The 26270-nt window shown below is 30.3% G+C and carries 22 protein-coding genes; 18 read left to right on the forward strand and 4 right to left on the reverse strand.

The genetic code is table 11. The annotated features are described in order from the left end of the window. Positions 1-744: 744 nt before the first annotated feature. The 4 genes from ACJDTP_RS18510 (at position 745) to ACJDTP_RS18525 (ending at position 4945) form a co-directional block, all read left to right on the forward strand. Positions 745-3012, forward strand: coding sequence for a discoidin domain-containing protein (locus tag ACJDTP_RS18510; protein ID WP_406762067.1), 2268 nt, complete (start codon positions 745-747; stop codon positions 3010-3012). Positions 3013-3438: 426 nt separating this feature from the next. Beyond that, positions 3439-3615, forward strand: coding sequence for a 30S ribosomal protein S21 (gene rpsU / locus ACJDTP_RS18515; RefSeq protein ID WP_012058882.1), 177 nt, complete (start codon positions 3439-3441; stop codon positions 3613-3615). 252 nt (positions 3616-3867) lie between these two features. Beyond that, positions 3868-4500, forward strand: coding sequence for a YkgJ family cysteine cluster protein (locus ACJDTP_RS18520; RefSeq protein WP_077840393.1), 633 nt, complete (start codon positions 3868-3870; stop codon positions 4498-4500). A gap of 196 nt (positions 4501-4696) precedes the next feature. Next, positions 4697-4945, forward strand: a complete 249-nt coding sequence (locus tag ACJDTP_RS18525) for a hypothetical protein (RefSeq protein ID WP_017210548.1) — start codon at positions 4697-4699, stop codon at positions 4943-4945. A gap of 158 nt (positions 4946-5103) precedes the next feature. On the opposite strand, the gene ACJDTP_RS18530 is transcribed toward ACJDTP_RS18525, so the two are convergent. Both ACJDTP_RS18530 and ACJDTP_RS18535 read right to left on the reverse strand, forming a co-directional pair. After that, positions 5104-5241 carry a hypothetical protein gene (locus tag ACJDTP_RS18530; RefSeq protein WP_023975606.1) on the reverse strand — a complete coding sequence of 46 codons (138 nt, stop codon included), beginning with the start codon at positions 5239-5241 and terminating at the stop codon, positions 5104-5106. Between the two features lie 471 nt (positions 5242-5712). Beyond that, positions 5713-7968, reverse strand: coding sequence for an SPFH domain-containing protein (locus tag ACJDTP_RS18535; protein ID WP_173710406.1), 2256 nt, complete (start codon positions 7966-7968; stop codon positions 5713-5715). A 559-nt stretch (positions 7969-8527) separates the two neighbouring features. Here ACJDTP_RS18535 and ACJDTP_RS18540 point away from each other — a divergent pair. Genes ACJDTP_RS18540 through ACJDTP_RS18550 form a run of 3 tightly spaced genes read left to right on the forward strand, consistent with a single transcriptional unit; the run spans position 8528 to position 10371 of the window. Beyond that, entirely contained in the window at positions 8528-9448 is a 921-nt protein-coding gene (locus ACJDTP_RS18540; RefSeq protein ID WP_406762068.1) for an ATP-binding cassette domain-containing protein, read from the forward strand. Further along, positions 9445-10170: an ABC transporter permease gene (locus tag ACJDTP_RS18545; RefSeq protein ID WP_406762069.1), complete on the forward strand. Its 726-nt coding sequence runs from the start codon at positions 9445-9447 to the stop codon at positions 10168-10170. The genes ACJDTP_RS18540 and ACJDTP_RS18545 overlap by 4 nt, the downstream gene beginning before the upstream one ends. A 60-nt stretch (positions 10171-10230) precedes the next feature. Then, positions 10231-10371 (forward strand): hypothetical protein, encoded by a 141-nt coding sequence (locus ACJDTP_RS18550; protein ID WP_406762070.1) that lies wholly within the window; start codon positions 10231-10233, stop codon positions 10369-10371. 397 nt (positions 10372-10768) lie between these two features. Here the strand turns inward: ACJDTP_RS18550 and desB are convergent, their stop codons facing one another. Then, entirely contained in the window at positions 10769-11815 is a 1047-nt protein-coding gene (desB, locus tag ACJDTP_RS18555; protein WP_406762071.1) for a Delta(10) desaturase DesB, read from the reverse strand. 315 nt (positions 11816-12130) lie between these two features. On the opposite strand from desB, the gene ACJDTP_RS18560 reads away from it, so the two are divergent. The 9 genes from ACJDTP_RS18560 to ACJDTP_RS18600 all read left to right on the forward strand — a co-directional run bounded on the left by ACJDTP_RS18560 (position 12131) and on the right by ACJDTP_RS18600 (position 21439). After that, the gene (locus ACJDTP_RS18560) at positions 12131-12439 is read left to right on the forward strand and encodes a PTS sugar transporter subunit IIB (RefSeq protein ID WP_023975600.1); all 309 of its coding nucleotides are present in this window, start codon (positions 12131-12133) and stop codon (positions 12437-12439) included. Positions 12440-12467: 28 nt separating this feature from the next. After that, positions 12468-13718 carry a PTS sugar transporter subunit IIC gene (locus tag ACJDTP_RS18565; RefSeq protein ID WP_406762072.1) on the forward strand — a complete coding sequence of 417 codons (1251 nt, stop codon included), beginning with the start codon at positions 12468-12470 and terminating at the stop codon, positions 13716-13718. A 74-nt stretch (positions 13719-13792) separates the two neighbouring features. Next, positions 13793-15103, forward strand: a complete 1311-nt coding sequence (locus tag ACJDTP_RS18570; protein WP_406762073.1) for a 6-phospho-beta-glucosidase — start codon at positions 13793-13795, stop codon at positions 15101-15103. 18 nt (positions 15104-15121) lie between these two features. Further along, positions 15122-15427, forward strand: a complete 306-nt coding sequence (locus ACJDTP_RS18575; protein WP_077840555.1) for a PTS lactose/cellobiose transporter subunit IIA — start codon at positions 15122-15124, stop codon at positions 15425-15427. Between the two features lie 111 nt (positions 15428-15538). Continuing rightward, positions 15539-16630: an N-acetylmuramoyl-L-alanine amidase gene (locus ACJDTP_RS18580; protein WP_406762074.1), complete on the forward strand. Its 1092-nt coding sequence runs from the start codon at positions 15539-15541 to the stop codon at positions 16628-16630. A 24-nt stretch (positions 16631-16654) separates the two neighbouring features. Next, complete coding sequence (locus ACJDTP_RS18585) at positions 16655-18061, forward strand: DUF5050 domain-containing protein (RefSeq protein ID WP_406762075.1); 1407 nt, start codon at positions 16655-16657, stop codon at positions 18059-18061. A gap of 626 nt (positions 18062-18687) precedes the next feature. Continuing rightward, on the forward strand, positions 18688-19773 hold the full coding sequence (locus tag ACJDTP_RS18590) for a DUF871 domain-containing protein (RefSeq protein ID WP_406762076.1): 1086 nt from the start codon (positions 18688-18690) through the stop codon (positions 19771-19773). A gap of 238 nt (positions 19774-20011) precedes the next feature. Further along, positions 20012-20797, forward strand: a complete 786-nt coding sequence (locus ACJDTP_RS18595; protein WP_077840559.1) for a pseudouridine synthase — start codon at positions 20012-20014, stop codon at positions 20795-20797. 465 nt (positions 20798-21262) lie between these two features. Then, positions 21263-21439, forward strand: a complete 177-nt coding sequence (locus ACJDTP_RS18600) for a DUF2500 family protein (RefSeq protein ID WP_406762077.1) — start codon at positions 21263-21265, stop codon at positions 21437-21439. Positions 21440-21441: 2 nt separating this feature from the next. On the opposite strand, the gene ACJDTP_RS18605 is transcribed toward ACJDTP_RS18600, so the two are convergent. Continuing rightward, the gene (locus ACJDTP_RS18605; RefSeq protein WP_168982166.1) at positions 21442-22233 is read right to left on the reverse strand and encodes an AraC family transcriptional regulator; all 792 of its coding nucleotides are present in this window, start codon (positions 22231-22233) and stop codon (positions 21442-21444) included. A gap of 257 nt (positions 22234-22490) precedes the next feature. Here ACJDTP_RS18605 and ACJDTP_RS18610 point away from each other — a divergent pair, with 257 nt between their 5' ends. After that, positions 22491-23885 carry an MATE family efflux transporter gene (locus ACJDTP_RS18610; protein ID WP_406762078.1) on the forward strand — a complete coding sequence of 465 codons (1395 nt, stop codon included), beginning with the start codon at positions 22491-22493 and terminating at the stop codon, positions 23883-23885. Positions 23886-24393: 508 nt separating this feature from the next. Then, a complete protein-coding gene (locus ACJDTP_RS18615; RefSeq protein ID WP_406762079.1) occupies positions 24394-26028 on the forward strand; it encodes a hypothetical protein in 1635 nt (544 codons plus the stop codon). Positions 26029-26270: the final 242 nt, after the last annotated feature.

The following is a 26270-nucleotide window of genomic DNA, read 5'->3' on the forward strand; positions in this document are numbered from 1 at the left end:
CTTTTGCATTTTTATAAGAATTAAACACACATTTTTAAGAATAAAAAGAATATTTACAAAAAACACACTGTAGATTTACGTTTTATTCTAAAATATATACGTTTAGAGAAAGGGGTGTTTACTTTTTATTCTAAAATATGTACGTTTAGAGAAAGGGGTGTTTACTTTGGATTTTTATCAGAGTATTATCAAGATATAAAGTAAAGCATACACATCACAAGCATCATATCATAAAAATAGTTCTTTACGTAACTATAAAATTCTCGTTTATAATGAAATCACCAATGAATAAAGCAATATTATTGATAGCTTATTTTCAAATGTTTTCTCCATATTATGACCCTTGAGGTTACAAATATATTTATGATTTCTAGTGAAGATATAAACTTAAAGTTTTAGCAACTTTGTAAATATAGTCATCTAATAAGTCAAATTCTTGTTATCTAGTAAAGGGAAGTATTCTATGTATACGTTTCAATTAAATTCTCGACATAAAAACTACTTCCAGTTACTAATTAAATAAATTCAGTTAAATAAGTTTAATAATTCGATATTTACCTTCATCATGCTTAATGCTAAAGCGCTTTAGTATTGGGTATAAGTGAAGTAAAATATAAAACTTAACCTCAAAGCAGTTAAGTAAATTAATGTCTTTGTTGCAACAAAACAAGTAGAGTATTTTAATTAAGAAGCTAAATATTCAAAATATAAGGTTAAATTGTATTTTTAGGAGGTAGTTTAATAATGATTAGGAGAAATAAAAGAATTTTATCATTAACTCTTTCAATGGCTGTCTTTACTACTATGTTTATGTCAACTTCATTTATCACAAAGGCTGAAACTGTAAGTTTAGGAGCAAACAGTGAAATTACCTCAAATGCATCTACAGAAAGTGCAGCAGTAGCAACTAATATTGCGTTAAATAAGCCGGCAACTTCATCTTCAGTTACAGGTGGAAATACTGCTTCTTTAGCTGTTGATGGAAATGTAGGAACTAGGTGGGAGTCTGCTCAAGGCAGTGATCCTCAATGGATATCTATTGATTTAGGTGGAAGTTATAATATATCAGGAGTAAAACTAAATTGGGAAACTGCTGCTGCAAAAGATTATAAGATACAAGTATCAACTGATAATAAAAATTGGATAGATGCTTATACAAAAACAGGAGGAACAGGAGGAGTAGAAAACATAACTTTTAATTCTACTGCAACTGGAAGATATATAAGAATGCTTGGAACATCAAGAACTACACAATATGGCTACTCTCTATGGGAATTTGAAGTATACGGTACTCCAGATGGTAATACAGTTAACAATGTAGATTTGGGTCCAAATGTTAAAATATTTGATCCATCAATGCCAAGTTCTGATATCCAAAATACTGTTGATAGCGTATTTAGTAAGATGGAGACAAATCAGTTTGGAAATGAAAGATATGCCTTTTTGTTTAAGCCAGGTTCATATAATGTAAATGTAAATGTAGGTTTCTTTACATCTGTATTAGGACTTGGAAAGACACCAGATGCTGTTAATATAACTGGTGCAGTACGTTGTGAAGCAGATTGGATGGGAGGAAATGCGACTTGTAACTTCTGGAGATCGGTTGAAAATGTTGCTGTGACTCCAACTTATTCTTCTAATAATTTAGCGCCAGCAGGAACCTTAACTTGGGCAGTATCACAAGCTGCACCAATGAGACGTGTTCACATTAAAGGTGGATTGTCTTTATGGGATCCACTTGGAACTAATTATGATGGAGCTTGGTCTAGTGGTGGATTTATAGCTGATTCAAAGATTGATAATTCAATTACTTCTGGATCACAACAACAATTCTTTACTAGAAACAGTCAAATGGGAGCTTGGAATGGCGCAAACTGGAACATGGTTTTTGTAGGGAATAATGGAGCTCCTACAGATGACAATGCATATCCATCAACACCAGATACAGTAGTCAGTCAAACACCAGCTGTTAGAGAAAAACCATTTCTTTATATTGATGATAGTGGAAATTACCAAGTTTTTGTTCCTGATCTTAGGAAAAATTCTCAGGGAGTAACTTGGGCAAATGGTTTAGGACAAGGTACATCATTATCTATAGATCAGTTCTATATAGCGAAACCAGATACATCTACAGCTGAAAGCATAAATGCAGCCCTTAGCCAGGGAAAGAACATTATATTTACACCTGGAGTATATCATCTTAGTGATGCTATAAATGTAACAAAGCCTAATACAGTTATATTAGGTCTTGGACTTGCAACTTTGATCCCAGACAATGGTACTGCTGCAATGAATATTTCAGATGTTGACGGAGTAAAAGTTTCTGGAATTCTTTTTGATGCTGGAGCAAAGAATTCACCAGTATTATTAAAAGTTGGACAAGATGGAAGTTCTTCTGATCACTCAGCTAATCCTACAAGTCTTAGTGATTTATTCTTTAGAATTGGTGGGGCAGCAGTAGGAAATGCTGATACCAGTCTAAAAATAAATAGTAATAATGTTATAGGCGATGATTTCTGGGTATGGCGTGCGGATCACGGTACAGGAGTAGGCTGGACAGTTAACAATGCAAAAAATGGTGTTATTGTAAATGGTAATAATGTAACACTATATGGATTGTTTGTAGAGCACTTTAAGGAGTATCAAACAATATGGAATGGTAATGGCGGAAAAGTATACTTCTATCAAAGTGAATTACCATATGATGTTCCAAATCAAGCATCTTGGATGAGCAATAATGGTACTCAAAACGGATATGCTTCTTACAAAGTGGCTGATTCGGTTACTTCTCATCAGCTTTTTGGATCAGGAATTTACTCATACTTTAGGGATGCTGTAGTATCAGAAAATAATGGAATAGAGGTTCCAAACACGTCTGGAGTTAAAGTACACCATGCATGTTCAGTATTTTTATCTGGTAATGGTGAGATAACACACGTAGTAAATAATACAGGTAATACAGCAAAGTCTGGTAATATTAAGCAATCAGTTACTGACTATCCTAATTCTTAAAATTAAAAGGATAGAAATTTCTTAATTTTCGATTCGTAAAAAGAGCTCTCACTCTATGTGGGAGTTCTTTTTCTATTTTACAAACTACCCCTGAAAGTAAAGTCTTTACAAAGTATAATAATTTTATTTTCGTAGAAAAATATAATGCAATTAAATCTGTAGGCAAATTATTAAACAATATATTGAAATAATCTTGAATACAATCACGAGAATAAAAAAATAAATTCACCTGTCAGATTTTTTTTATATACATTAAAAAGTGCAGAGGGCCACAGAATATCTAGCTTAGAAGTATCATAAGACTTTATTACTAAACTATTAGGGCATTGACAGCATTTTAGTAAATAATGTATAGTATAATATGAGTTTATATTTGTAAACTATTAATGTGGTTTACAATACAGCGCCGGAGGGAGGGATAAAAGTATGTCAGAAATTAAAGTAGGAGAAAACGAATCTCTAGAGCAAGCATTGAGAAGATTTAAAAAGAAATGTTCAATGTCTGGAATCCTTTCAGAGGCAAAAAAGAGACAACACTATGAAAAGCCAAGCGTAAAAAGAAAGAAAAAGTCAGAAGAAGCTAGAAAGAGAAAGTTTAAGTAATAAATTATAGCGTTACTAATAGTATTAACTATTATAATATAAAACTATTTTACTTACAAAAAAGCGACTTCCACATTTTGTGTCTCGGAAGCATTCTTGGGGAAATTAAAAATTTACAGGTAGTTATTATTTAACTACCTGAATATTAACAGACTAAAAATTTTAGCCTAAAGTTGAAAGTATTTTTTGAAAATTTTCTGCTTTAGGCTCTTTTTATTAAGAAAAAATAATTTGAAATAGAGGAACTATAAAATGAAATTACTATTTGATGACGAAGGAAAAGTAAATTATGATAAAATTACTAAAAATACAACAGTTAAAGATGTGTTAGATGCTATTGATATATTTTTAAGTAATAATCCTCTTGATTGTAATGGGTGCGAGGAGAGCTGCTGCAAAAAGTCTTGGTCTGTAGAAATGGATAATGTATGCGTAAATAAACTAAGTAAGTGGGATAATGAAGCAGCTTCTAATTTCGTGGAGGAAAAGTTAGTTAAAAAGAGAAATTACTATAGGGATTTTGATCAGTACGTATTAGATAAGAAAACTGACTGCAATTTCATAACAGAAACAAATCTATGCACTATATATGAAGAGAGACCAGTAATATGCAGGCTTTATATATGTAGTGCGAGAAGTTATAGATATAATGTGATTAGAGAACTCATAGGAAGTACATATTTAAAAGCACTTGTGCTTGAAGAGAAGATGAGAAAGAACGATTTCCCAGAAAAAACGATTGATAAATATAAAAGAAACCCAGCAGTTTTTGCTAAAGAATACAATATACTTTTAGAAGAAATATTTGATTATGCAGAAGATGAAGGATGGCTTTACTCAGATGAAAGAGATGAATTGTACGAAGAAATATCCTTAAATCTTTAACATAATTTTCAATATAAAAGCATTGTGCTAAAGTCATATACGCGCAGTGCTTTATTGTAGTACAGATCTTCTTCACATGCAATTACAAGTCGGGTGAGCAGAAAATAACTATAAAAATGTAACTTTAGTGGAAATTAATTGAATAAAGGTATACAATAGTAATGTACATAAAAAATAAATAAAAGGACTTGATAAAATGGAATATCTATATTCAATATCTACAGTATTAAGCTACATATTTCTAGTATTATTTTTTATCAGAGTATTTATAAATAAGAAAGAAATAGACTTTAAAAGTAATAAAATTGAATGGCAGGTGCTTGCGAGTCTAATAATTTTAAGTATTGTACCAATGGCAAACACATTCTTAACTGGTTCAAGCATTTACTTTTCAATACTAATGAAACATGATAACTTTATAAAGCTTATGAACAGAGAGCTTTAGAAGAGTTTCACGCTATCTATTATATAGATAGTAACCCAGCTATTCCGACTTCAGAAGTATCAATAAGATCTTGTTGAAGAAAGAATAACTGAACTTTGTATAAGAAGTTAAAGTAAATTTATTTCAATTTAAATTATCCTCTTTAGAATTATAATGTTTTATTGAGTTGTTTTACCATTATCTAGTAACATTCGTCCAATAACCTTTTTAGGTCTTTTATTATTTTTAGTGTTATTTCCCTTTTGTTTCTTTTCTTCTATTAATTTCTTCATCATTTCTATTTGTTTCTCATTCATGTTTATCCCTCCAGTGCAAGGCCTATTCATAAAATAACAAGTCGTAACTCTCGTATATTTTCTTTCATATGCCTATAATAAATCATATAATCCAAATGATTTTACAATTTTATAATTGATTGTATCATAGATTCAAAAGTTTATAAACTAAAAGAAATATATATGTTGCAAAAATAATTTTTCATGATAATTCTAAAAAGTGTTATAAGATATTTAACCATAGCTGTGAATTGTGAAATGTGCATTGTGAATTGCAACAAATACATTCTATTTATTTCTAGAGATTATAAAAAATGTATCCAAATAACTTCAAAAGTTACTTAGATACATCTCGTTTTTATAGATATGAAATTTAAAGATTTAGCTTATTAGATAAACATATTTATAAAGTTGTTAAAACTTTAAGTTCATATCTTCACCAGAAATTACATGTTGTTTATCTATATAATACTAGAAGTAAAAAAATAGGCTCTATACTTCAGGTTCCTTTGCAGAAATGCTATCTTTCTTCTTAGCTATCTTTGATTCTTTAGTAGAACTATTATCTGATTGATTAGTTATATCAGAATGTGCAGGAGTAACAGTATTTACTATTGATCCATTAGCACTAGCCATGTTAGCTAAAATCATACTTAAAATTCCTTCCATAGCATTAGGAGTTTTTCCATCAGCACCACCCATAATTACTGTTTGTGGTACAAGAGGGGATTTGCTTATCTTTAATGCTTCTGCAAAAGCAGTTAATACGCTTTGTTGTACTTGTAATTCAGGACCGCCATAAGCATCAACTAAGGCTTTAGCAGCAGTACCTTTTGCAAGACCAACCTTTGTTTCTTGTTCTGCAGTAGCTTCTGCAACAGCTTTGATATTTAAAGCTTGAGCTGCACCGACTTTTTCAAGTTTGAAAGCTTCAGCGCCAGCTTGTAATTCTACTTGTTTAGCATTAGCAGCTGCATTAAGTTCAGTAGCTTTAGCGTTAGCAGCAGCTTCAGCTTCTTTTGTATATCTTAAAGCATCAGCTTCTTGAGTTCTCTTGTACTTATCAGCTTCAGCAAGTTTTTGAGTCTTTAAAGCTAATTGTTCAGCAAGTTTTAATTCAGATTTACCTTTGTTATCAGCAACTTCTATATCGATACTTGATTGAGTAAGCGCTGCCTGAGCTGCACTTTTAGCAATTGCTTCATTAAGTTCTCTTTGTTTTTCTGCTGACTTTTGTTTTGCTTCATTTGTTTTAATTTCTTCCAATGCAACTTGTCTATCTCTAAGTTGTGCAAGGATTAGATCAATTCTCTTATCTGTTGAAGAAGCAGCAGGTGTACCAATTAATACTTCCTGTAATTCTAAATCATATAATTTGAATTTTTCCTTCATTTCTTTAGAAGCTTGTTCTTGAATAGCGCTTCTATCTTGTACCAATTCAATTAAAGTCTTAGTTTGTCCAATATTTTTGAAATAACCTGCAACCATAGGATCTAGTGATTGTTCAATAAGAAGTTTAATATCCCCAAATCTTTGGATTACTGAAGAAGCTTTTCTATAATCAATATTAAACACTACAGTAAGTGGGAGATTAGGTTCAAAGGCATCCTTAGTTATAAGATTAATTTCTTTTAAATTATCATCTAGTTTATGATCTCCAACCTGACCGCTAATCCATTTTAATATAACATTAGTAGTAGGAACTGGAATGATCTTACCTGCATAAGTATTAAATGGATACTTACCTGGCATCATACATTCTCTCCAAATACCTTTCTTGCCTTGCTCAACAAGTTCTCCATGAGAGTAATCTGATCCAGATACATCTTCACCTTTTTCACCAAAGTAACTAACAACAACACCTACATAACCAATATCTATAATACTTTTTGGAACTATGTCTACATTAGCAAATAACCTATTAATAAAGTAAACACCATCTGTTAATACCTGCATCTGCTTACCTTTTCTACCGCCAGCAGCTAAGAATTTTTCAGGTTCTTGGAAGTTACTATGGTAATATTCATTTGTAATACCATCACCAACTATTGGAGCGATTATAGCTCCGTTATCTGGAGTAGGTCCTTCATTAACAGTTACTATACCAATTGTATCTTTAGTTTTAATATTATTTCCATATTCATCTTGTTCAAGATTTTTTGAGCTTGAGATAACTACAGGAAGAAATCCATTAACTCTAAGTAAGTCACTTCTCATAGTTTCTATTTGCTCTGATTCATCCTTTGAAGTAAATATTGAATGTACTTTATCCTTTGTAATTATGATAAACTGAGCTAGATTAAATGCATAAGTACCTTCACGAAGAATTTGCCTCTGAGGACCTTTTTGTCCTCTATTATTTAAAAAAGCTACTACATCCTGAAAGGATTTACACTCAGGAATAACTTTTCCTAAAGTTTGTCCATCAGCAAGGCTTTCTCCTGATCTTGCAAATACATAACCTATCTGTCCTTGTGGGATAGTTACAAGTCTTACTTTCTTAACCTTGTACTTAAAAGGAGTTTTAAAATGCACTCCAGCTCTAAGTACGTTTGGCTGATAACCAGCTTCACCCTTCAATGCAATTAAACCATCAGCAGGTACAGACCCTTTTAAACTCCACCATTTTTCTACTATACCTACCTCATCGGTTCCGATACTTGTAAATCCTATGCCATAGAGTAATATAAATAGCGCTAAGATTCCAATACCCACATAAATTAGAATTGATATTGTTTCTGAATTCATAAAATTCCCTCCATAAATTTATTGTCTTTTTGTAAGACATTTACTTGTTTGATTGGTATAGATAGTAATATATTATATTAGGCATTAATTGTAAATGTCCAAATTAGTCAAATTTCTTCATTAGATTTGTTGCCGTTACCAATTAGAATAAACTAAACTTTATTATCTTTCGCAATATCATTCAATCGCTTTAAATCTACCTCCCATACATTTACTTTTTAAGAATATTTTAATACATGCTGATTTATGAGCACTTTTCAGTAACTATTCTCTTAAATAGTCCAATTATTAAATTTTTTTAATGTTATGTTTGCGTAAACTAATTCAATCGTATCGCGGCTTTTAAATGATTATCTTTTAGGTAGAAAGGATTATTCTCTATTATCATTGTCTATTGTTCGTCAATGATAATAGAGATTGTATGAATCCCACAAATAAAGGCTTATAAAGTTTTAATACATTATTTTGTTATTTAGGGGTATAATGGAAGTGGGGCGTGTTGAGAAACAGCTTTTATTTTACTTGGGAATATTTAAGACAATTTGAAGGGAATATTAATATGAATTATATATTGAAAACTGATAATCTAACAAAACAGTATGGAACACAATTAAGTGTAAGTAACTTATGTATTAATATCGAGGAAAGGGACATATATGGATTTATAGGAAGAAACGGAGCAGGAAAAACAACTACTTTGAAGATGATCTTAGGATTGATCCCTGCAACTAGTGGTAAAATAACGGTTTTGGGAAAAGAAGTTAATAAAAAGGATATTTCTTATTTAAGAAATATAGGATCTATTATAGAATTTCCATCGTCTTATGAGAACCTAACTGCTTATGAGAATTTAAAACTTCATTCTAATTATATGGGGGTGGAAGACAAGGGCATAATAGATGAGTGCTTAGATAAGGTTGATCTTTTAAATGATAAGAATAAAAAAGTTAAAGAGTACTCATTAGGTATGAAACAAAGGCTTGGTATAGCGCGCGCAATTCTTCATAAGCCAAAGCTTTTAATTTTAGATGAGCCTACTAATGGATTAGATCCACTAGGAATAAGAGATCTTAGAAATTTCATACTAAGACTTGCTAATGAGGACAATATGACTTTTATAATATCAAGTCATATATTAAGTGAACTAGAACTTACAGTGACTAAGCTTGGTATTATAGAAAAAGGGATCTTATTAAAAGAAGCTTCAATGAATGAGATCAATGATAGTTACGAGGAATATGTTGATGTTAAAGTTGACGATGTGAAAAAAGCGCAAAAAGTATTAAATGAAAATTTGAACTTAGATAGTTCATTAATTGATGACAACTATTTAAGGCTTAATATAAAAGGAAAAGAAATGAAAACAAACTATATAAGCAAAGCACTAGTAAATAATAGTGTGGAGTTATTTGAATTAGTTAAACATAAGGAAGGTTTGGAGGATTATTTTGTAAGGATTTCAGGAGGAATAAGGTTATGATGAAGTGTATTTTAGCAGAGATTTTTAAGTATAGAAAGGCAAAGATTAAATTCTGTACAATAGTTCTATTTATTCCAACTGTTATTGCATTTATAATATATGGCTTTAATAAAAAATATAATTCCATACTTCTATGGGAAGATTATTTAAATACTATATTAACTTTCCTAAATGATATTGTAGCTACTATAATTTATGGAATAATAGCTGCTTATATCTTTGGACATGAATATGAAACCAAAACTATGAACGTAATGTTTACTTATCCTATTAATAGAATGAAGCTTTTATTTTCTAAGCTTGCATGCATTCTTTATATTATAGCAATTACTTTAATATTAGTATTCTTCACTTCAATAATTTTAGGATTTTTACTAAAGCATGAAAGCTTAAATATGGATTTACTTATATATTATTTCATATCACTTTTAAAGATGATAGTATATCACTTTATGCTTGTTTGCATAACTTGTGCAGTTGCTATCTACACGAAAAATGTATTGCCAAGCATAATATTTGTTATTTCAGCTACTTTTGCAAATATAGTAGTAGTAAACACACATCTATCAGCATTTTATCCATGGAGCGCACCAGTCTTGCTAAGTCCACATGAAGGAGTGGGAAGAATCTTTATTCCATATACTTTAAGCACGATATCTCTAGTAGTTATTTTTTTAATTGGGCTCGCTATATCAATTAAAAAATATAGATATGTTGAGTAAAGATAGCTATCATATAAATCTAAGCTTAATGTTGATTGTATATGGGTAGGGGGTTGCATATTGAGAGTCGAACTTATGTGTATATCAGCCGAAATTGAACATATATTTGTTCAATATGACTATGAAAATTTCTCTGCTCCAATATATTTCAGATTTTCAATTAGGAAACCTATAAATGATAAACACAAAGACTTAAAGTAACTAACAGATACTTTAAGTCTTTGTTTTTATAAAAATCTAATATTTATGGCGAATTAAATCTTAATAATTTATATAGATATCCAATTTAAGAATTCGACTTATTAGATGAATAGATTTACAAAATTGCTAGAATTTTAAGCTCATATCTTTACTAGAAATCATAAATATATTTGTGAAGAAAACATTTGAAAATGAGCTGTTAAAGGTTCTTAGCGGTAGGTTCTTCCATTTTAGCTTGTCAAACTGAAAGTTGGAGCATGCTAAAGTGGATACAACCTTCTGCTTAGAATCTTCAGCGATATTTTCATAGCTTTTCGGAACAAAATATTTATGATTTCGGTAAGTTACCACATAAATTAAATTTTAAAGTTGTTTATCTATATATCTCTAATTCTATTTATAGATTGTGATAAGAAATCTTATTAGGTTTTAATCCTTTTTCTAGTGAAGTATATATGCGTTTATTTCTTGGATCTATTAATTCCTCGTTATTATAATAGATTCTAGGAGTTTTCCAAAGAAGCTTCAAAGCACTTAAAAGAGGCATTTGATGATATCTATCTGGCCATAATTTTAATATTTCTTCTTTTACTAGAGAATAGTATTTAGGATTGATTCCTGGAAATAGATGATGCTCTGTGTGGTAAGAAAAATTAAAATGTAGAACATCAAGCCACTTTGGAACTGTTACTGAAAGACTATTAACCAAAGGATCATTTATAGGTACAAGGGGATTTAATCTATGATTACTTGATATATAACACATTACAATGAAATTTCCTATAAGGAATGGAAGTAAATATGAGAAAATCCATTTATCAGTCTCAACTAAGAAGAATAAACCTATCCATATAATCCAAGGGAGTATAAACTGAATCCATAGTTTTATGCTTTTTTGTCTTTTAAATTCCTTAACATATATAAAAAACATGCGAGTTCCATGAAGTGTAAACGAAATACTTAATGCTGAGAAACTAAATAGTGAGCGAAACCACAAAGGAAGTTTATAAATGTACTTTATAAAAGATCTATTGCTAAATTGCTCAAAGCTCATCCAAGCATCTGGATCATTTATTTCATGTTGAGTATTAGCATGATGACTCATATTATGCCACTTAATCCAAAGGTTTGGACCTATGCTTAATGGCAAAAAAGCTATCCCTCCAAGCAAGTTTTTTAACCAATGTGTTTTTACAACAGTGCCATGTAAAATTTCATGGCCAAGAAAGCCTATGGATGCAAAACTAAAGCCTAAAACTAAAGATATTAAAAAGTTTATAATGTTATTAAATCTACATAGAGTAATTGTGAGTATTCCACAAATTATAATAATTGCATATGCAAGTCCTCCAAACAGCCTTGAAGGTACTGGTTTAAATGCATTTTTAGGTAGTTTGGGGGATATCTTACTAGCATACCACCCTATATTATGAAGTTCTTTCATCGATTTTACCGCCTTTCGTGATCTATAAAGTATCAATAATATTTATCTAATCAACGTACATGGATTTAAAATATAATTTCCAAAGTACTTAATTTAAGTTAACAATAATCATTATCAGTTGTCAATAATTATTTGTTAATATTCTTTTGCAAAACTTAAATTTGCTAATTTATGAAACAAAATTTCAAACATAAGGATTTTTTATGAAATTTTATTAAATTAAAACCAAAAGCGGGTAATAATACGGTTAGCACTAAAATACATATATTGTAAAGCAGCATTTAAATATATTGCTAATTGAAGGGGGATATTGTTATGAAAGTTTTAATGGTTTGCTCCGGGGGAATGTCTAGTGCAATTGTTGTACAAGCGATAAAAAAGGAAGCTGATAAAGAAGGATTTGATCTAGAAATCAAAGCAGTAGGAACTAGCGATTTTGAGGATGAAATTCAGCAAAATAAATATGATTTAGTTTTAGTTGCGCCTCAGGTAAGACATAGGTTAAATGGTTTTAAAGATCAAGCTAATGAATATAATCTTGAAGTAACTGCTATTGAACCAATGGGATATACACCACTTGGTGGAGCAAGAGTTCTTAAGCAAATAAAGAGCTATTGTAAGTAAAAACGGTAATAAAAGATAAGGAGGAAGTATGAATAAATTTTTTAATTGGCTAGAAAAGTACTTATTGCCACCAATGACTAAATTATCTGAGCAGAGGCACTTAAAAGCTATTAGGGATGGTATAGTATCTACTATTCCACTAATAATAATTGGAAGTTTTTTTCTCGTAATTGCAGTTCCGCCAAATGACTGGCTAAAGCAATTAGTATCTCCATATGTTAATCAGATAATGTTTCCATATCGCTTAAGTATGGGCATAATGGCTTTATATGCATCTTTTGGAATAGCATATAATCTAGCAAAGTCATATAAGCTAGATCCTTTATCTGGTGGAAGCTTAGGTCTTGCAGCATTCCTGCTTACAAATGTTCCATTAAATATTGATCCTAACGGCTGGATGTTATCGTTATCTAGCTTAGGCGGATCTGGTATGTTTACTGCTATTATAATGTCTATTTTTGCTGTAGAAATATTTAGAGTATGCAAAGAAAAAAATCTAACTATTAAAATGCCAAAAGAAGTTCCAACATCAGTTGCTAATTCTTTTGCAGCTCTTATTCCAGCAGCTTTTATTATAGTACCAATATGGATCATAAGAGATTTATTAAATTTTGATATTCAAAAATTTGTGCTAAGTATATTTACGCCTTTGGTAACTGCAGGTAATTCACTTCCTGGAATATTAGTTCCAATCTTACTTATTACACTTTTATGGGGATGCGGAATACATGGAGATTCTGTTGTTGGTACTGTTGCAAGGCCTATATGGCTTGCAATGCTTGATGCTAATGTGGCAGCTCAAGCAGCTGGACAGCCTATTCCTAATATAGCACCAGAGCCATTTTTTCAATGGTTTGTATGGATTGGAGGATCAGGAGCAACTATAGGCCTTGTAATATTAATGCTAGGCTCTAAATCAAGATACTTAAAAGATATCGCTAGAGCAAGCTTAATTCCAGGAATCTGTAATATTAATGAACCAGTCATATTTGGAGCTCCAATTATGTTAAATCCATTATTAATAATACCATTTGTTCTTGGACCATTAATTTGCGGGTGTGTATCATACTTTGCTATGACCTTAAATTTAGTATCTAAACCAGTTATTTTGGCACCATGGACATTGCCAGCACCTATTGGTGCGTATCTTGCAACTGGTGGAGATTGGAGAGCTATAATTTTAGTATTGATAAATATAGCCATTGTAACTGCTTTATATTTCCCATTCTTAAAAGCATATGAAAAGAAACTAATTAAAGAGGGCATGGAAAATAATTAGTAAAAATTTATTATAAATTTGTTATGCAGTTATTGCATAAATACTGCATAACAAAATCAAGTTGGAGGCGCAAGATGAGTGAATTGAAAATTGTAATAATTGGTGGTGGAAGCAGCTATACTCCAGAAATAATAGAAGGCTTTATAAAGAGAAAAGATGAACTTCCAGTTAAGGATATAGTTTTAGTTGATATAGAAGAGGGTAAGGAAAAACTTAATATAGTAGGAGCTTTAGCAAAGCGAATGTGTGAAAAGGCTAATTTAAATATTAGAATTTCGCTCACATTAGATAGAAGAGAGGCTCTACAGAATGCAGATTTTGTAGTTACACAATTTAGAGTTGGAGGATTAGATGCAAGGGCACGAGATGAGAAATTCCCTTTAAAGTATAACGTATTAGGTCAGGAAACAGTTGGCCCTGGAGGTTTTGCAAAAGCTCTTAGGACAATTCCTGTAATTTTAGATATTTCAAGAGATATAAAAGAATTATGCCCTAATGCATGGCTTATTAATTTTACTAATCCATCAGGGATTATAACAGAAGCTGTATTGAAATATACAAATATTAAATGTATAGGTCTATGTAATGTTCCAATACACATGAAGATGGACGTAGTTTCAATGTTAGATGTCAACAGTAAAGATGTTTTTATAGAATATGTAGGACTTAATCATTTAGTATGGGGACGAAATGTATGGTATAAAGGCATAAATGTAACTGATAGAGTTATAGAAAAATTAAAAGATGGTGCAGAACTTACAATGAAAAATATATCAGATTTAAAATGGCCAAAGAAATTTTTAGATGCTTTAGGAATGATACCATGTCCTTATCATAGATATTACTATATGACAGATAGATTGTTGAAAGAGGAAAAAGATGCAGCCAAAACTATTGGGACACGGGCAGAACAGGTAAAAAAAATTGAGGCAAGCTTATTTGAAAAATATAAGGATAAAAATTTAGACTTTAAACCACCTGAGTTAGAAAAAAGAGGTGGAGCATATTATTCGGATGCAGCTGTATCACTCATAAGTTCAATATACAATGATAAAAAAGATATTCATACAATAAATGTTAGAAATAATGGAACTATTAAAGGAATTCCAGACGACTCCGTTGTTGAAGTTAACTGTTTAGTAGATAAAAGAGGTGCAACTCCACTATCTTTGACACGACCTGTAGAAGAAAAAATTTTAGGCCTTATTCACAGTGTAAAATTTTATGAGATATCAACAATAGAAGCTGGAGTACATGGAAATATAAATCAAGCTATAATGGCACTAGCTAATAATCCACTAGTCCCATCAGTAGATATTGCAATTAAGCTATTTGAAGATTTGTATTCATTAAACAAAGGATATTTACCGCAATTTAATAAATAATATTAGGAGATGAGCTATATGGAACAAGAAATATTTGAAATAATATCACATGCAGGAGATTCAAGAGCATATGCCTTTGAAGCTCTCGATGAAGCTGAAAATAAAAACTACGATAAAGCAGAAGAATTTTTAAAAAAGGCTAGAGAAGAGCTTAAACTAGCTCATAGCACTCAGACAAAATTAATTCAAGCTGAGATAAATGGAAAAGGAATTAAAATAACATTACTTATGGTTCATGCGCAAGATCAATTAATGACTGCTATGTCTGAAAATGTGCTTATTGAAAAAATGGTAAGAATGTATAAGATTATGTATGAAAAGTAAAATAAATTAAATATTATGTAATTAAATGAATAGTCCAAACAAATTTATGAAAAAATAGAATGAAAAGTCTATATAGGATATAAAGCAAAAATGTAGTGGAGGTAAGTATTTATGAAAAAATTTAGATGTATGGTCTTTGGGATTTTTTTAGTCTGTGCTTTTATACTACCTTTTTCTTATTGCAATGCAGAAGAAACTACTACTACTGAATCTAGCAATAGCAAAGTTTATGATTTACAACAAGATGCTTTTAAATATTATCAAGTTGAACATAAAGGAGCATTAGGAATTCCGGTGTCCTACTCAAGTACAGAATCTGAGGCAGGAGATATTAGAAAATATACCGTGGAGCCTAAGTATTCTGAAAGCATTGACGGAAATAAAGTTGAAATAATTATTTCACAGGTTAATGTTACTGGTGCATCTGATAACTTCGATTCAGTTTTAAAAGATAATAAATATATAAAGAATATAAAGCTAGATAAACTTAATAACAATACAGCAAAAGTTGATATTGAGACTTCTGGAAAACTTAATGTTAAAATAAATCCTGTAAAAAAGAGATATTCTTCCTTAGGGGATAATAAATATGAGTTTAAAACATTTATAGATGTTACATTTGAAGAAAAGGTTAAAGATAACTCGAAAATAATAATTATTGACCCTGGTCATGGAGGCTCAGAGCTTGGAGCAACAGCTAATTTCACTTATGAAAAGCAGTTAAATTTGGATATATCTAAAAGAGTAAAAGAAAACCTTGAAAAAGCAGGATATCGTATATATATAACTAGAGATGATGATAGAAATGTTGGATTATTAGATAGAACAGATCCAGCAAATCTTTTGAATGCAGATTTATTTTTCTGTATACACAATAATTCACTTCCATTGGATGTTAATATGCAGTCTGTTTATATGTTTAGGGGAACTACCGTACTATATAATTCTACTGCTCCAAAGCCAGGAAGAGAATTTGCAACAATACTCATGAGAGAAGTTTCTAGTACCATAAAAACTAACACATATCCACTTCAAGATAGGCCAAATCTCGCAGTGTTATCATCAGCATGGTGCCCCGCAGTGCTCATGGAAACGACTGTTGAGTGCGATGATGGAGATGCAAAGATGATGATGCATAGACTAAACAGCCAAAAAGTTGCAGATGCATCACTTAGAGCTGTCAATAAATATTTTATAAAATAAAAAGAATCAGGGGTGGATGTATAGATGTCAAAAAAGGTTATTAATAGATTATTCTCAGTCATTACTATTACATCATTGATTTTTATGACATGTAGTACAAGTGCAAAAGCCGATACAACTGAAACTGATTTTTCACATACGGATTTTGGTACAGTTTCAGGTTTATCAGTTGAAAAGCAAAATCCATATGTCGAATATGCAGGAGTTGATCATTATCCAGTGCTAAGTGGTGACACCATCAAGATAAATATGAGTTCCAAGTATGATGGAGATTATTCTGACTACGGCAATTATGATCCAGTTCAGTATAGAGTATTTATAGCTAAGAGTGAAAATGAAGATTACACAGAATTAACCAATGGATATTCAAATGCAATACCTGCATATAATGAATTTATAATAGAAGATAATAATGCATTAACTGAAGGTAAATATAAAGTTATGATTTTTGTAAAAAAGTCTTCATCTAATGGAACAGATCAAAATTCATATGGAACTTATGATAAAATATATAATTTTAATTTTATTTGCTACAATAGCTCAGATGCGCCTAAAAATGACGATTCAAAAATTTCTAATTCATCAGGCAATATTGTAAATGATGGAATGGCTGTAGAAGATAATGATTATATATATTATATCAATAGGGTAGGAGATGTCTATGGAGCTGCTCCTGATTATTTGTATAAAGTAAAGAAAAATGATCCTCCTAGGAAAGATTTATGTGATTTAAGCTACAATACACAATTAATTCCCAATAGAGTATGGAATCTTAATCTTGTAGACGACTGGATTTACTATAGCAATTGGAAAGATGCTTTTCATCACAGTATAAATAAAGTTAAAACAGATGGAACAGAGGACACATGCATAGCAAATGAAGCAGTAGGAAATATGTTTGTAGAAGGAAATTGGATATATTATGTTAAAAGAACTAATTCACATTCAATTGATCTAAATAATATATACAAAATATCTTTAGATGGCAGTTGTAGAATTAGACTTAATTCCTCTGCTACAGAGGATATGACTGTAAGCAATGGATGGATATATTACACTAATATATCTGATGGATATAAAATTTACAGAATGAGATTAGATGGAAGTGAGAATACAAAAGTATGTGATGATGAAACTTTATTTATGACTGTTTGTGGAGATACCGTTTTTTATAGCAACAAATCAGATAGTGATAAGTTATATAAAGTAAATGGAGATGGAACAGGAAAAGCTAAGTTATCTAATGACAAAGCTACTTTTATAAATGCAAGCAAAGATTATGTCTATTATGTGAATTATTCAGATAATGAAAATCTTTATAAAATTCCAGTTGGAGGAGGAAGATCTGAAAAGATCACAAAAGAATATGGAACTAATATAACAATTTTAGACGATAAAATATTTTTTAACGGTATGTTTTATGATAAATAAATCATATCAATTAAATAGAGAAACACTATATTTAAAATACTTGTTAGTGAAAAGCTATAAGAAAATATAGATAGACCAAGTTGATACATGAATCTATTCTATAGATCTCCGAAATAAGGAGCATGATGATGCAGTTTAGCTTGTCAGACTAAAAGTTTGGGCAGGTTAAAGTGGATATACCCCGCTGCTTAGAACTTTCATGGATATTTTCATAGTTTTTCGTAATTAATATGCTTATAATTTTGGTGAGTGATAACACAAATCTAGTTTTAAAGTTGGATATATATAGATAAACAATTCAAGAATTAGACTTATTAGATGAACATATTTACAAATTTTCTAAAACTTTGAGTTCATATCTTCACTAGAAATCATAAATATATTTGTGAAGAAAACATTTGAAAATGAGCTGTTAAAGGTTCTTAGCTGTAGGTTGTTCCAATTTAGCTTGTCAAACTGAAAGTTGGAGCATGCTAAATTGGATACAACCTGCCGCTTAGAAACTTCAGCGATATTTTCATAGCTTTTCGGAACAAAATATTTATGATTTCGGTAAGTTATCACATAGGTTTAGTTTCAAATTTGGATATCTATATAATAAAAATTATAATAAGGGAGATTTTTTAATGAGAAGGCTAGGAATATCAGTTTATCCTATGCACAGTAGTGCAAGAGAAATAGAAGATTATATAAAATTGGCATATAAATATAACTTTAAAAGAATTTTTACATGCCTTTTATCATTTGATGGAAGTAAAGAAGTAATAATCAATAATTTCAAGAAAATAATACAATGTGCAAATGAAAATGATATGGAAGTAATAGCAGATATAAGTCCTAAAGTATTCGATGAACTTGGAATTGATTATAAGAATTTAGATTTTTTTAATGAGCTAGGACTTTATGGTATAAGACTTGATCTTGGATTTACTGGCTTAGAAGAATCTATTATGTCCTTTACAAGTAAAAAATTAAAAATAGAATTAAACATGAGCAATGGGACAAAATATATAGATAATATATTCTCTTATATGCCAAATGCAGATAACATATTAGGCTGTCATAATTTTTATCCACACAGATATACAGGATTAAGCTACGAACATTTTATAAAAACCAGTAAGCAGTTCAAAGCGTTAGGGATCAGAACTGCAGCATTTATTTCATCTCATAGTGCAGATCATGGTCCATGGCCTGTAAACGAGGGATTATGCACTCTTGAAATTCATAGAGAGCTTCCAATAACAGTTCAAGCAAAGCATTTATGGGCATCTGACTTAATAGATGATGTAATTATTGCAAATGCCTTTGCTAGTGAAGAAGAATTAAAGGCATTAAGTAAAATAGATCCTTATGTTTTGACATTAAATTGTGAGATAAATAAAAATGTACCTGAATTAGAGAAGAAAATAGTTCTTGAGGAGTTTCATTTTAACAGAGGAGATGTATCTGATTATTTAATAAGATCAACTCAAAGTAGAGTTAAATATAAAGACAAAAATTTTGAAGTATTTAATACTCCAGATATAAAAAGAGGAGATATTATTATAGAAAGTTCATTATATGGGCATTATGCAGGTGAAATGCAGATAGCTAAAAAGCCTATGAAAAACTCCGGTAAATCAAATGTAGTAGGAATAATTGCAGAGGAAGAACTGTTTTTGATTGATACAATAGCTCCATGGCAAAAATTTAAATTAATAAATAATTAATGAAAAAGATGTTATAATCTATATGGAGCAAATTGAAATAAAAGATGTATATGTTTCAAAAAGTTTATTTGATTCAGATTTACTTTAAACTATGGGTATGCAAATTAATAGTTATATTTGCAGAATACAGTTTATGATTTAAATTTATTAAATAACAAGTTGACATTAGGGACAAGTTTCAAGTGATAAGTTAATTAAAATTTTTTGAGTTTTTACAAAGGAAGAGATGTGACGATATATGCGATTAGATAAATTTCTAGCAGAGGCGGCTGTTGGAAGCAGAAAAAATGTCAGAATTTATATTAAAGAAGGCATGGTAAAGGTAAATAAAGAGCTGGTAACAGAGCCTGCAATAGAAATTGATGAAAACTGTGATGTCATTGAGTATCTTAATGAGATAGTCAGCTATGCTGGAAAATTATATTACATGTTTAACAAACCAGCAGGTTGTATTACTGCAAAAACTGATGAGATTCATAAGACCGTATTTGATTTTTTAGGTGAAGCTGGTACGAAAGGAATTTTTCATGTTGGTAGGTTAGACAAGGATACAGAAGGATTATTGTTATTTACAAATGATGGAGAATTTGAACATAAAGTCATGTATCCAGAAAAGCATGTTGAAAAAACTTATTTCTTTTGGGCATTAGGTTCCTTGAGCGAAGAAGATAAGAAACAATTAGAACAGGGAACTTATATTGGACAAGGTAAAATATTAACTAAGCCTGCAAAGATAGAAGTAGATAAGTTTGGCATATATGAAGATCTTAAACATGAAATGGCTACCGATAATGTGAACAATATAAACTCAAATCATCATACACAGCCAGTCGTTTCAGGATATCTTACTATTTCAGAAGGACGTAAGCATCAAGTAAAGCGTATGTTAAAGTCTGTAGGCTGCTACGTTGTATATTTAAAGAGAATTTCAATTGGTGGATTAGCTTTAGACAAATCACTAAAGAAAGGTCAGTATAGGTCTTTGACAGAGTTAGAAATTCAAAAGGTGTTAGGAAATTTTTAAATGACCTGATAATTAATAAGCTGAGATTTTTTGCATTTAAAAATCTTAGCTTTAATTTTTAAGAAAATATGTATTATAAACAGAACCTTAATTCACTAAAGTTTACCACGAAAATTTCTTAGATATTGACTTTGTTTTAGCATAAATAATGCTTAATAGGTTAATTTATGTAAGTTTATAATATAATGGGTATAAAATTGACAAGTATTAAATAAATAAGTTATCAAAATCAAGTTAAAATAAATAAAATGTGGAATTTAAGCTAAAGTAATAGAATTTTAGAAAGATAGAAAGTGGGTTAATCATGATTGGATTTCAGCTAATATTTTTTGTTTTTGTAGCTTTTATAATTTTTATAAACATCAGTAACTATATTAAAAATGAAAACTCACCAATTATATCCACTAAGGCGAAGTTAATTAAGAAAAAAGAGAAACGTGCACAAATACAGACAGCAATGGAGTTATGACAACTACTGAAAAGTTAATTTTAGAATTTGAGTTAGACACTGGGAGTGAAATGAAATTTATAGTTGGAAGACGTGTCTTCAAGAATGTTCCAGAACATGAATGGGGAACATTAACTTTTCAAGGAACACGCTTTTTAAAGTTCAACTCATTAAGTGGAGTTGTTGAAAAATAGCATCATATACCTGTTCTAAATTTTGTAGGAGTAAGAGCAGTTAGTTCTTTAAAAATTCTATTGAAATTTCTCTGACTTTCAAATCCACATTCTAAAGCTATAACTGTAACTGGAAGGTCTGTTTCGCTAAGAAGTTTTTGAGCTTTATTTATTCGTAATCTATTTATGTAATCATTAAATTGGTAGCCAATCTTATTTGAAAAAATTCTTGAGAGATAAAATTTACTAAAACCTAAATCTTTAGCTATACTATCTAATGAAATTTTCTCATGGTAATGAATCTCAATGTATTTAAGTAGATTTTGCATTGTACTATTATAAAAAGTGCTACTTTTTTTAAATGTAAAATGCGAATCAAGTTTTCCAAGTATGGTGTATAAAAGCCCTTTAATAACGTATTTGTTATTAACGCTTTTATATTCGTCATGAAGCATATATAAAAGAGAACTTATCCCATCATCGACAATATTTTTTGACATAAATGGATTCTCCAGTGTTTTGTCCATTCGTATGCCAAAGAAGCTACGTGTAAGATCTGGTGAGAATATAAATAGAATAATTTTTGAAAATCCATCACTATTAAAAGTATGTATGTCATTGGGGAAACATATAGAAACCTCACCAGCCTTAAGGCAGCATTGAGTATCGTTTATTGTAACTTCCATAGAGCCTTCAATAACATAAGCTATTTCTACATATGGATGTAAGTGTGGAGGAAAACTGAAATTTTCTAAAATTTTTGAACTAAAAAAGTTTTGATCACCAGATTTATTCGCTTCAAAAAAAGGATACATATAAGACCTCCAAATATTTAATATATATATAATTAGTATGTAGATAGTTCAATGGTATTACAAGATCTTGATAGAAACACAATCCTTGCGAAATTCTAAGAAGATTTATTGTAAAATAATATAGGCTTAAATTAAATTTAACATAAAAAATATAACATGCACTGCAATATATGTCTATATTGGGTTAATATATTGCCAGCTTAATTTGTTAAATCCATGTAATATTGAAGTAAACAAAAGAAGGAGAGTTTTTAATTATGTCTGTAAAATATGTACATGATATGACTGAAGGTAATGAAGTTTCCCATATTATAAAATTCACTTGGCCAATGCTTATAGGCAATGTATTTCAGCAGTTTTATAACTTGATTGATTCAATAGTCGTAGGAAAGTTTGTTGGTGCTAATGCTTTAGCAGCAGTAGGTGCTTGTGGATCTCTAAGTTTTCTTTTTTTCTCTGTATGTTTGGGATTGTCTGTTGGCATAGGTATAATCATTTCTCAATATTTTGGAGCCAAGAAGGAAGAACAAGTAAAGATGGCCATTGCCAATTCAACTTATGTGATTGGCGCATCTGGTGTTGTTATGAGTATATTAGGAGTTGTTTTTGCACGTCAGGTTTTACAGCTTTTGAATACACCACCTGAAATTTTAAATGATTCTGTAGCTTTTTTAAGAATAGCATCAGGAGGAATGATAGCTGTAGCAGCGTATAATGCTATAGCAGCCATACTTAGAGCATTAGGTGACTCTAGTACACCTTTAGTTTTTCTAATTATTTCTTGCGCAATTAATGTTTTATTAGATTTAATCTTTGTGCTAAAATTTGGACTTGGTGTATCAGGTACTGCCTATGCTACTGTTATTTCTCAGGCATGTGCAGCAATTGGCTGCTTGGCCTTTGCCTTGATTAAGAATCCATATTTTAAATTAAAGAAAGAACACTGGAAAATAAGTGAATCAATCATAACTAAATGTATAAGGATTGGAGTACCTGTAGCAGCTCAGAATTCACTGATTGCTGTTTCATTAGTAGCGCTTCAGAGTGTAGTAAATGGATTTGGAGAGACAGCTGTTGCAGCATTTACAGCTACTAGTAGAGTAGAACAGCTAATACAGCAGCCGTTCAATTCATTAGGGGCAGCTATGTCTACATTTGCAGGTCAAAATATGGGAGCTAATAAACTGGATAGGGTAAAAAAAGGATATCACAAAAGCATTTTAATAGTTGCAGGATTTAGCCTTTTAGCTTTTCTTGCAGCTCAATTTGGCGGTCAAGCTATAATGGAAGTGTTTGTTAAAGATGAATCAGTAATAAATCTTGGAGATAAGGCAATAAAGATTACAAGTTGTGCGTACTTTCCTCTTGGAATGATTTACGTTACAAGAGGTGTACTAAATGGCACAGGAGATGCATTTTATGCTATGGTTAATGGTTTTGTTGAAGTGGCTGGAAGAGTTGGATTTTCGAGTGGACTTGCTATGATTCCTTTCCTAGGAGTTTGGAGTGTGTGGGTAACCAGTGGACTAACTTGGACTATTACAGCTATAGCAAGTGTAATACGTTACAGGCAAGGTAAGTGGCAAGATAAATCCATAGTTAAACCAGTTGAAAAAACTATAGAGTACAAAAAGTGTGCTGAAGGTAAGTAAATGAACATCAGATAAAGTTCTGTAAGCAAAAGAAAAACAAGCTAAAATAATTTTAGGTCAAATATTGACTACAAAAAGACTGCGTTTTACGTAGCCTTTTTATTTGGATATTTACGCTTTATCTGTGCCATACAGTTAAATATCCCAACTAGAAATAAGAATTATGATTTTTGGGGTCCAGTATCTTGGATAAAACTTGTATATATATAAATAATTTAAGAATTTGATTTATTAGATGAACATATTTACAAAGTTACTAAAACATTAAGTTCATATTTTCATGCTTTTCAGAACAAAATGTTTATAATTGTGTTATCACATAAATCTAGCTTTATAGATAACACAATTATAAACTATTAAATATTACTCATTTCTGTGATCTATACTCATGAGTATAGATTATAGTTGGTTTATCTATATACATAAATTAATTAGAATAGTATAATCATTCTGTTAATGATATTTTAGTAAAAGTAATTTTTAACTTTACTTTTAGGGAGGAATTGTTTTGTCAGAAAAAAATAAAAAATATAATATCACTAAGGCTTCAAATTTGAAAGTTAACGAGAGTTCTGGAGCTGTAGTTGAAGCTGAAAAGCCTTTATCACAGTCAATGTTATGGAAACTGCAGACAGAATTCTTTGCAAACCAAGGTCCAGAGGCTTGGATTAAAGGGATTGTGCCACAATATATAACAACCAATCCGTATATCGCAAATCAATATGCTAAAACTGTCTTTGGATATTTGCGAGACTATGTTGCAAGAGAAGATGTAGATAAAAATACTGTTATATATATTATGGAGCTTGCAGCAGGAGTTGGACGATTTACTTATACGTTTCTAAAAAGATTTTTACATATGATTGAAAATTCTTCGTTAAAAGATATAAAGTTTAAATATATAGTAACGGATTTTGCTGAAAGAAATATTGAATATTGGCAAAATCATAGCTTTTTAAGTCCTTATTTCGAAGCTGGAATACTTGATTGTGCAACTTTTGATATATCTAAGGATGATGAAATTAAACTTAGACATAGTGGTGAAGTATTATCAAAAGGGAAAATGAAGAATCCTTTAATTCTATTTGCTAATTATACTTTTGACAGTCTTCCACAAGATACTTTTTATGTTAATAACGGAGAGATTTATGAAGGAGTAATAACAATAACTTCTCCAGATGAAAAAGGAGATCCTAATGATAAATCAATTCTTGCAGGATTAGATTATTATTATACAGATAAAAAAATTGATGGGAATAGTTATTACGAAGACAAGAATTTAAATGATGTTTTGATGCATTACAAAAATTCTTTAGAGGATACAGCATTCTATATGCCTATAATTGGATTAAGATGTATTTCAAGATTAAGAAAGTTGTTTAATGATGATGTAATTTTGATATCTGCTGATAAAGGTTATAAGAATGAAGAAAGTATGGATAAAAATTATCATCCATTTTTATCAAAGCATGGATGTATTTCTATGACGGTAAATTTTCATGCTATAGAGTTATATTTTAAGGAACTCGGAGGAAAAGCAATACATAGCATATATGAACACGAAAACATAAATGTGTCTCTATTTATGGTAAGTAATAGTGATAATGATTTTATTGAAACTTCGATGGCTTACAATGAAATTATAGAAAGTGTAGGGCCAGATGATTTCTATATAATGAAAAAAGCAATTATGCCTTTGAGTAACTCCTTGACCACTAAGGAACTTTTGACTTTTCTAAGATTTACAGTATGGGATTCAAGAACTTTGCTTGAATTATACAATATTTTAATTGAAAGAATAGAAAATGAAGAAAACTTCCCTAAAGATGAACTTGCTGATGCTATCAATAAAGTTTGGGAATACTATTTTCCTATTGGTGAAGAAGGCGATTTAGGATATTATTTTGGTTCTATATTAGGTTATCTTGGCTATGATAATGATGCACTAAAGCTTTTAGAATCTTCACTAGAGTTTTATGGTGAATGCCCAGAAACAAATTACGAAATTGCACTTTCTTATTATAATTTACAACAACTTGATAAGGCCTTAGAGTATACAGAGAAGTCTATTGAATTAGATCCTTATTTTGAACAAGGTAAAAACTTAAAAAATATAATTGAGGATATATTAAGCGATAACTAAAATTTAAATTAAACTTCATTTATGCTTAAAAAGATTCCAATAAACCTTTAAACCTTTTTAAGCATAAATAAGTTTTTAATGATTTAAATAAATACATCTTTAAACAAAAATGTATTCATACGAAACATTTTTTAAATAAAACAATAAAAAAAGTTAACAATATTCATTTGAGCAAATTTCATATTTGCTAAATAGCTAATTTTCTAGTTTTAAGTTATTTAAAAAAGGAAAATCACCCCAAG

Source organism: Candidatus Clostridium helianthi (assembly GCF_045310795.1).
In the GTDB taxonomy this organism is placed as follows: Bacteria; Bacillota; Clostridia; order Clostridiales; family Clostridiaceae; genus Clostridium; species Clostridium helianthi.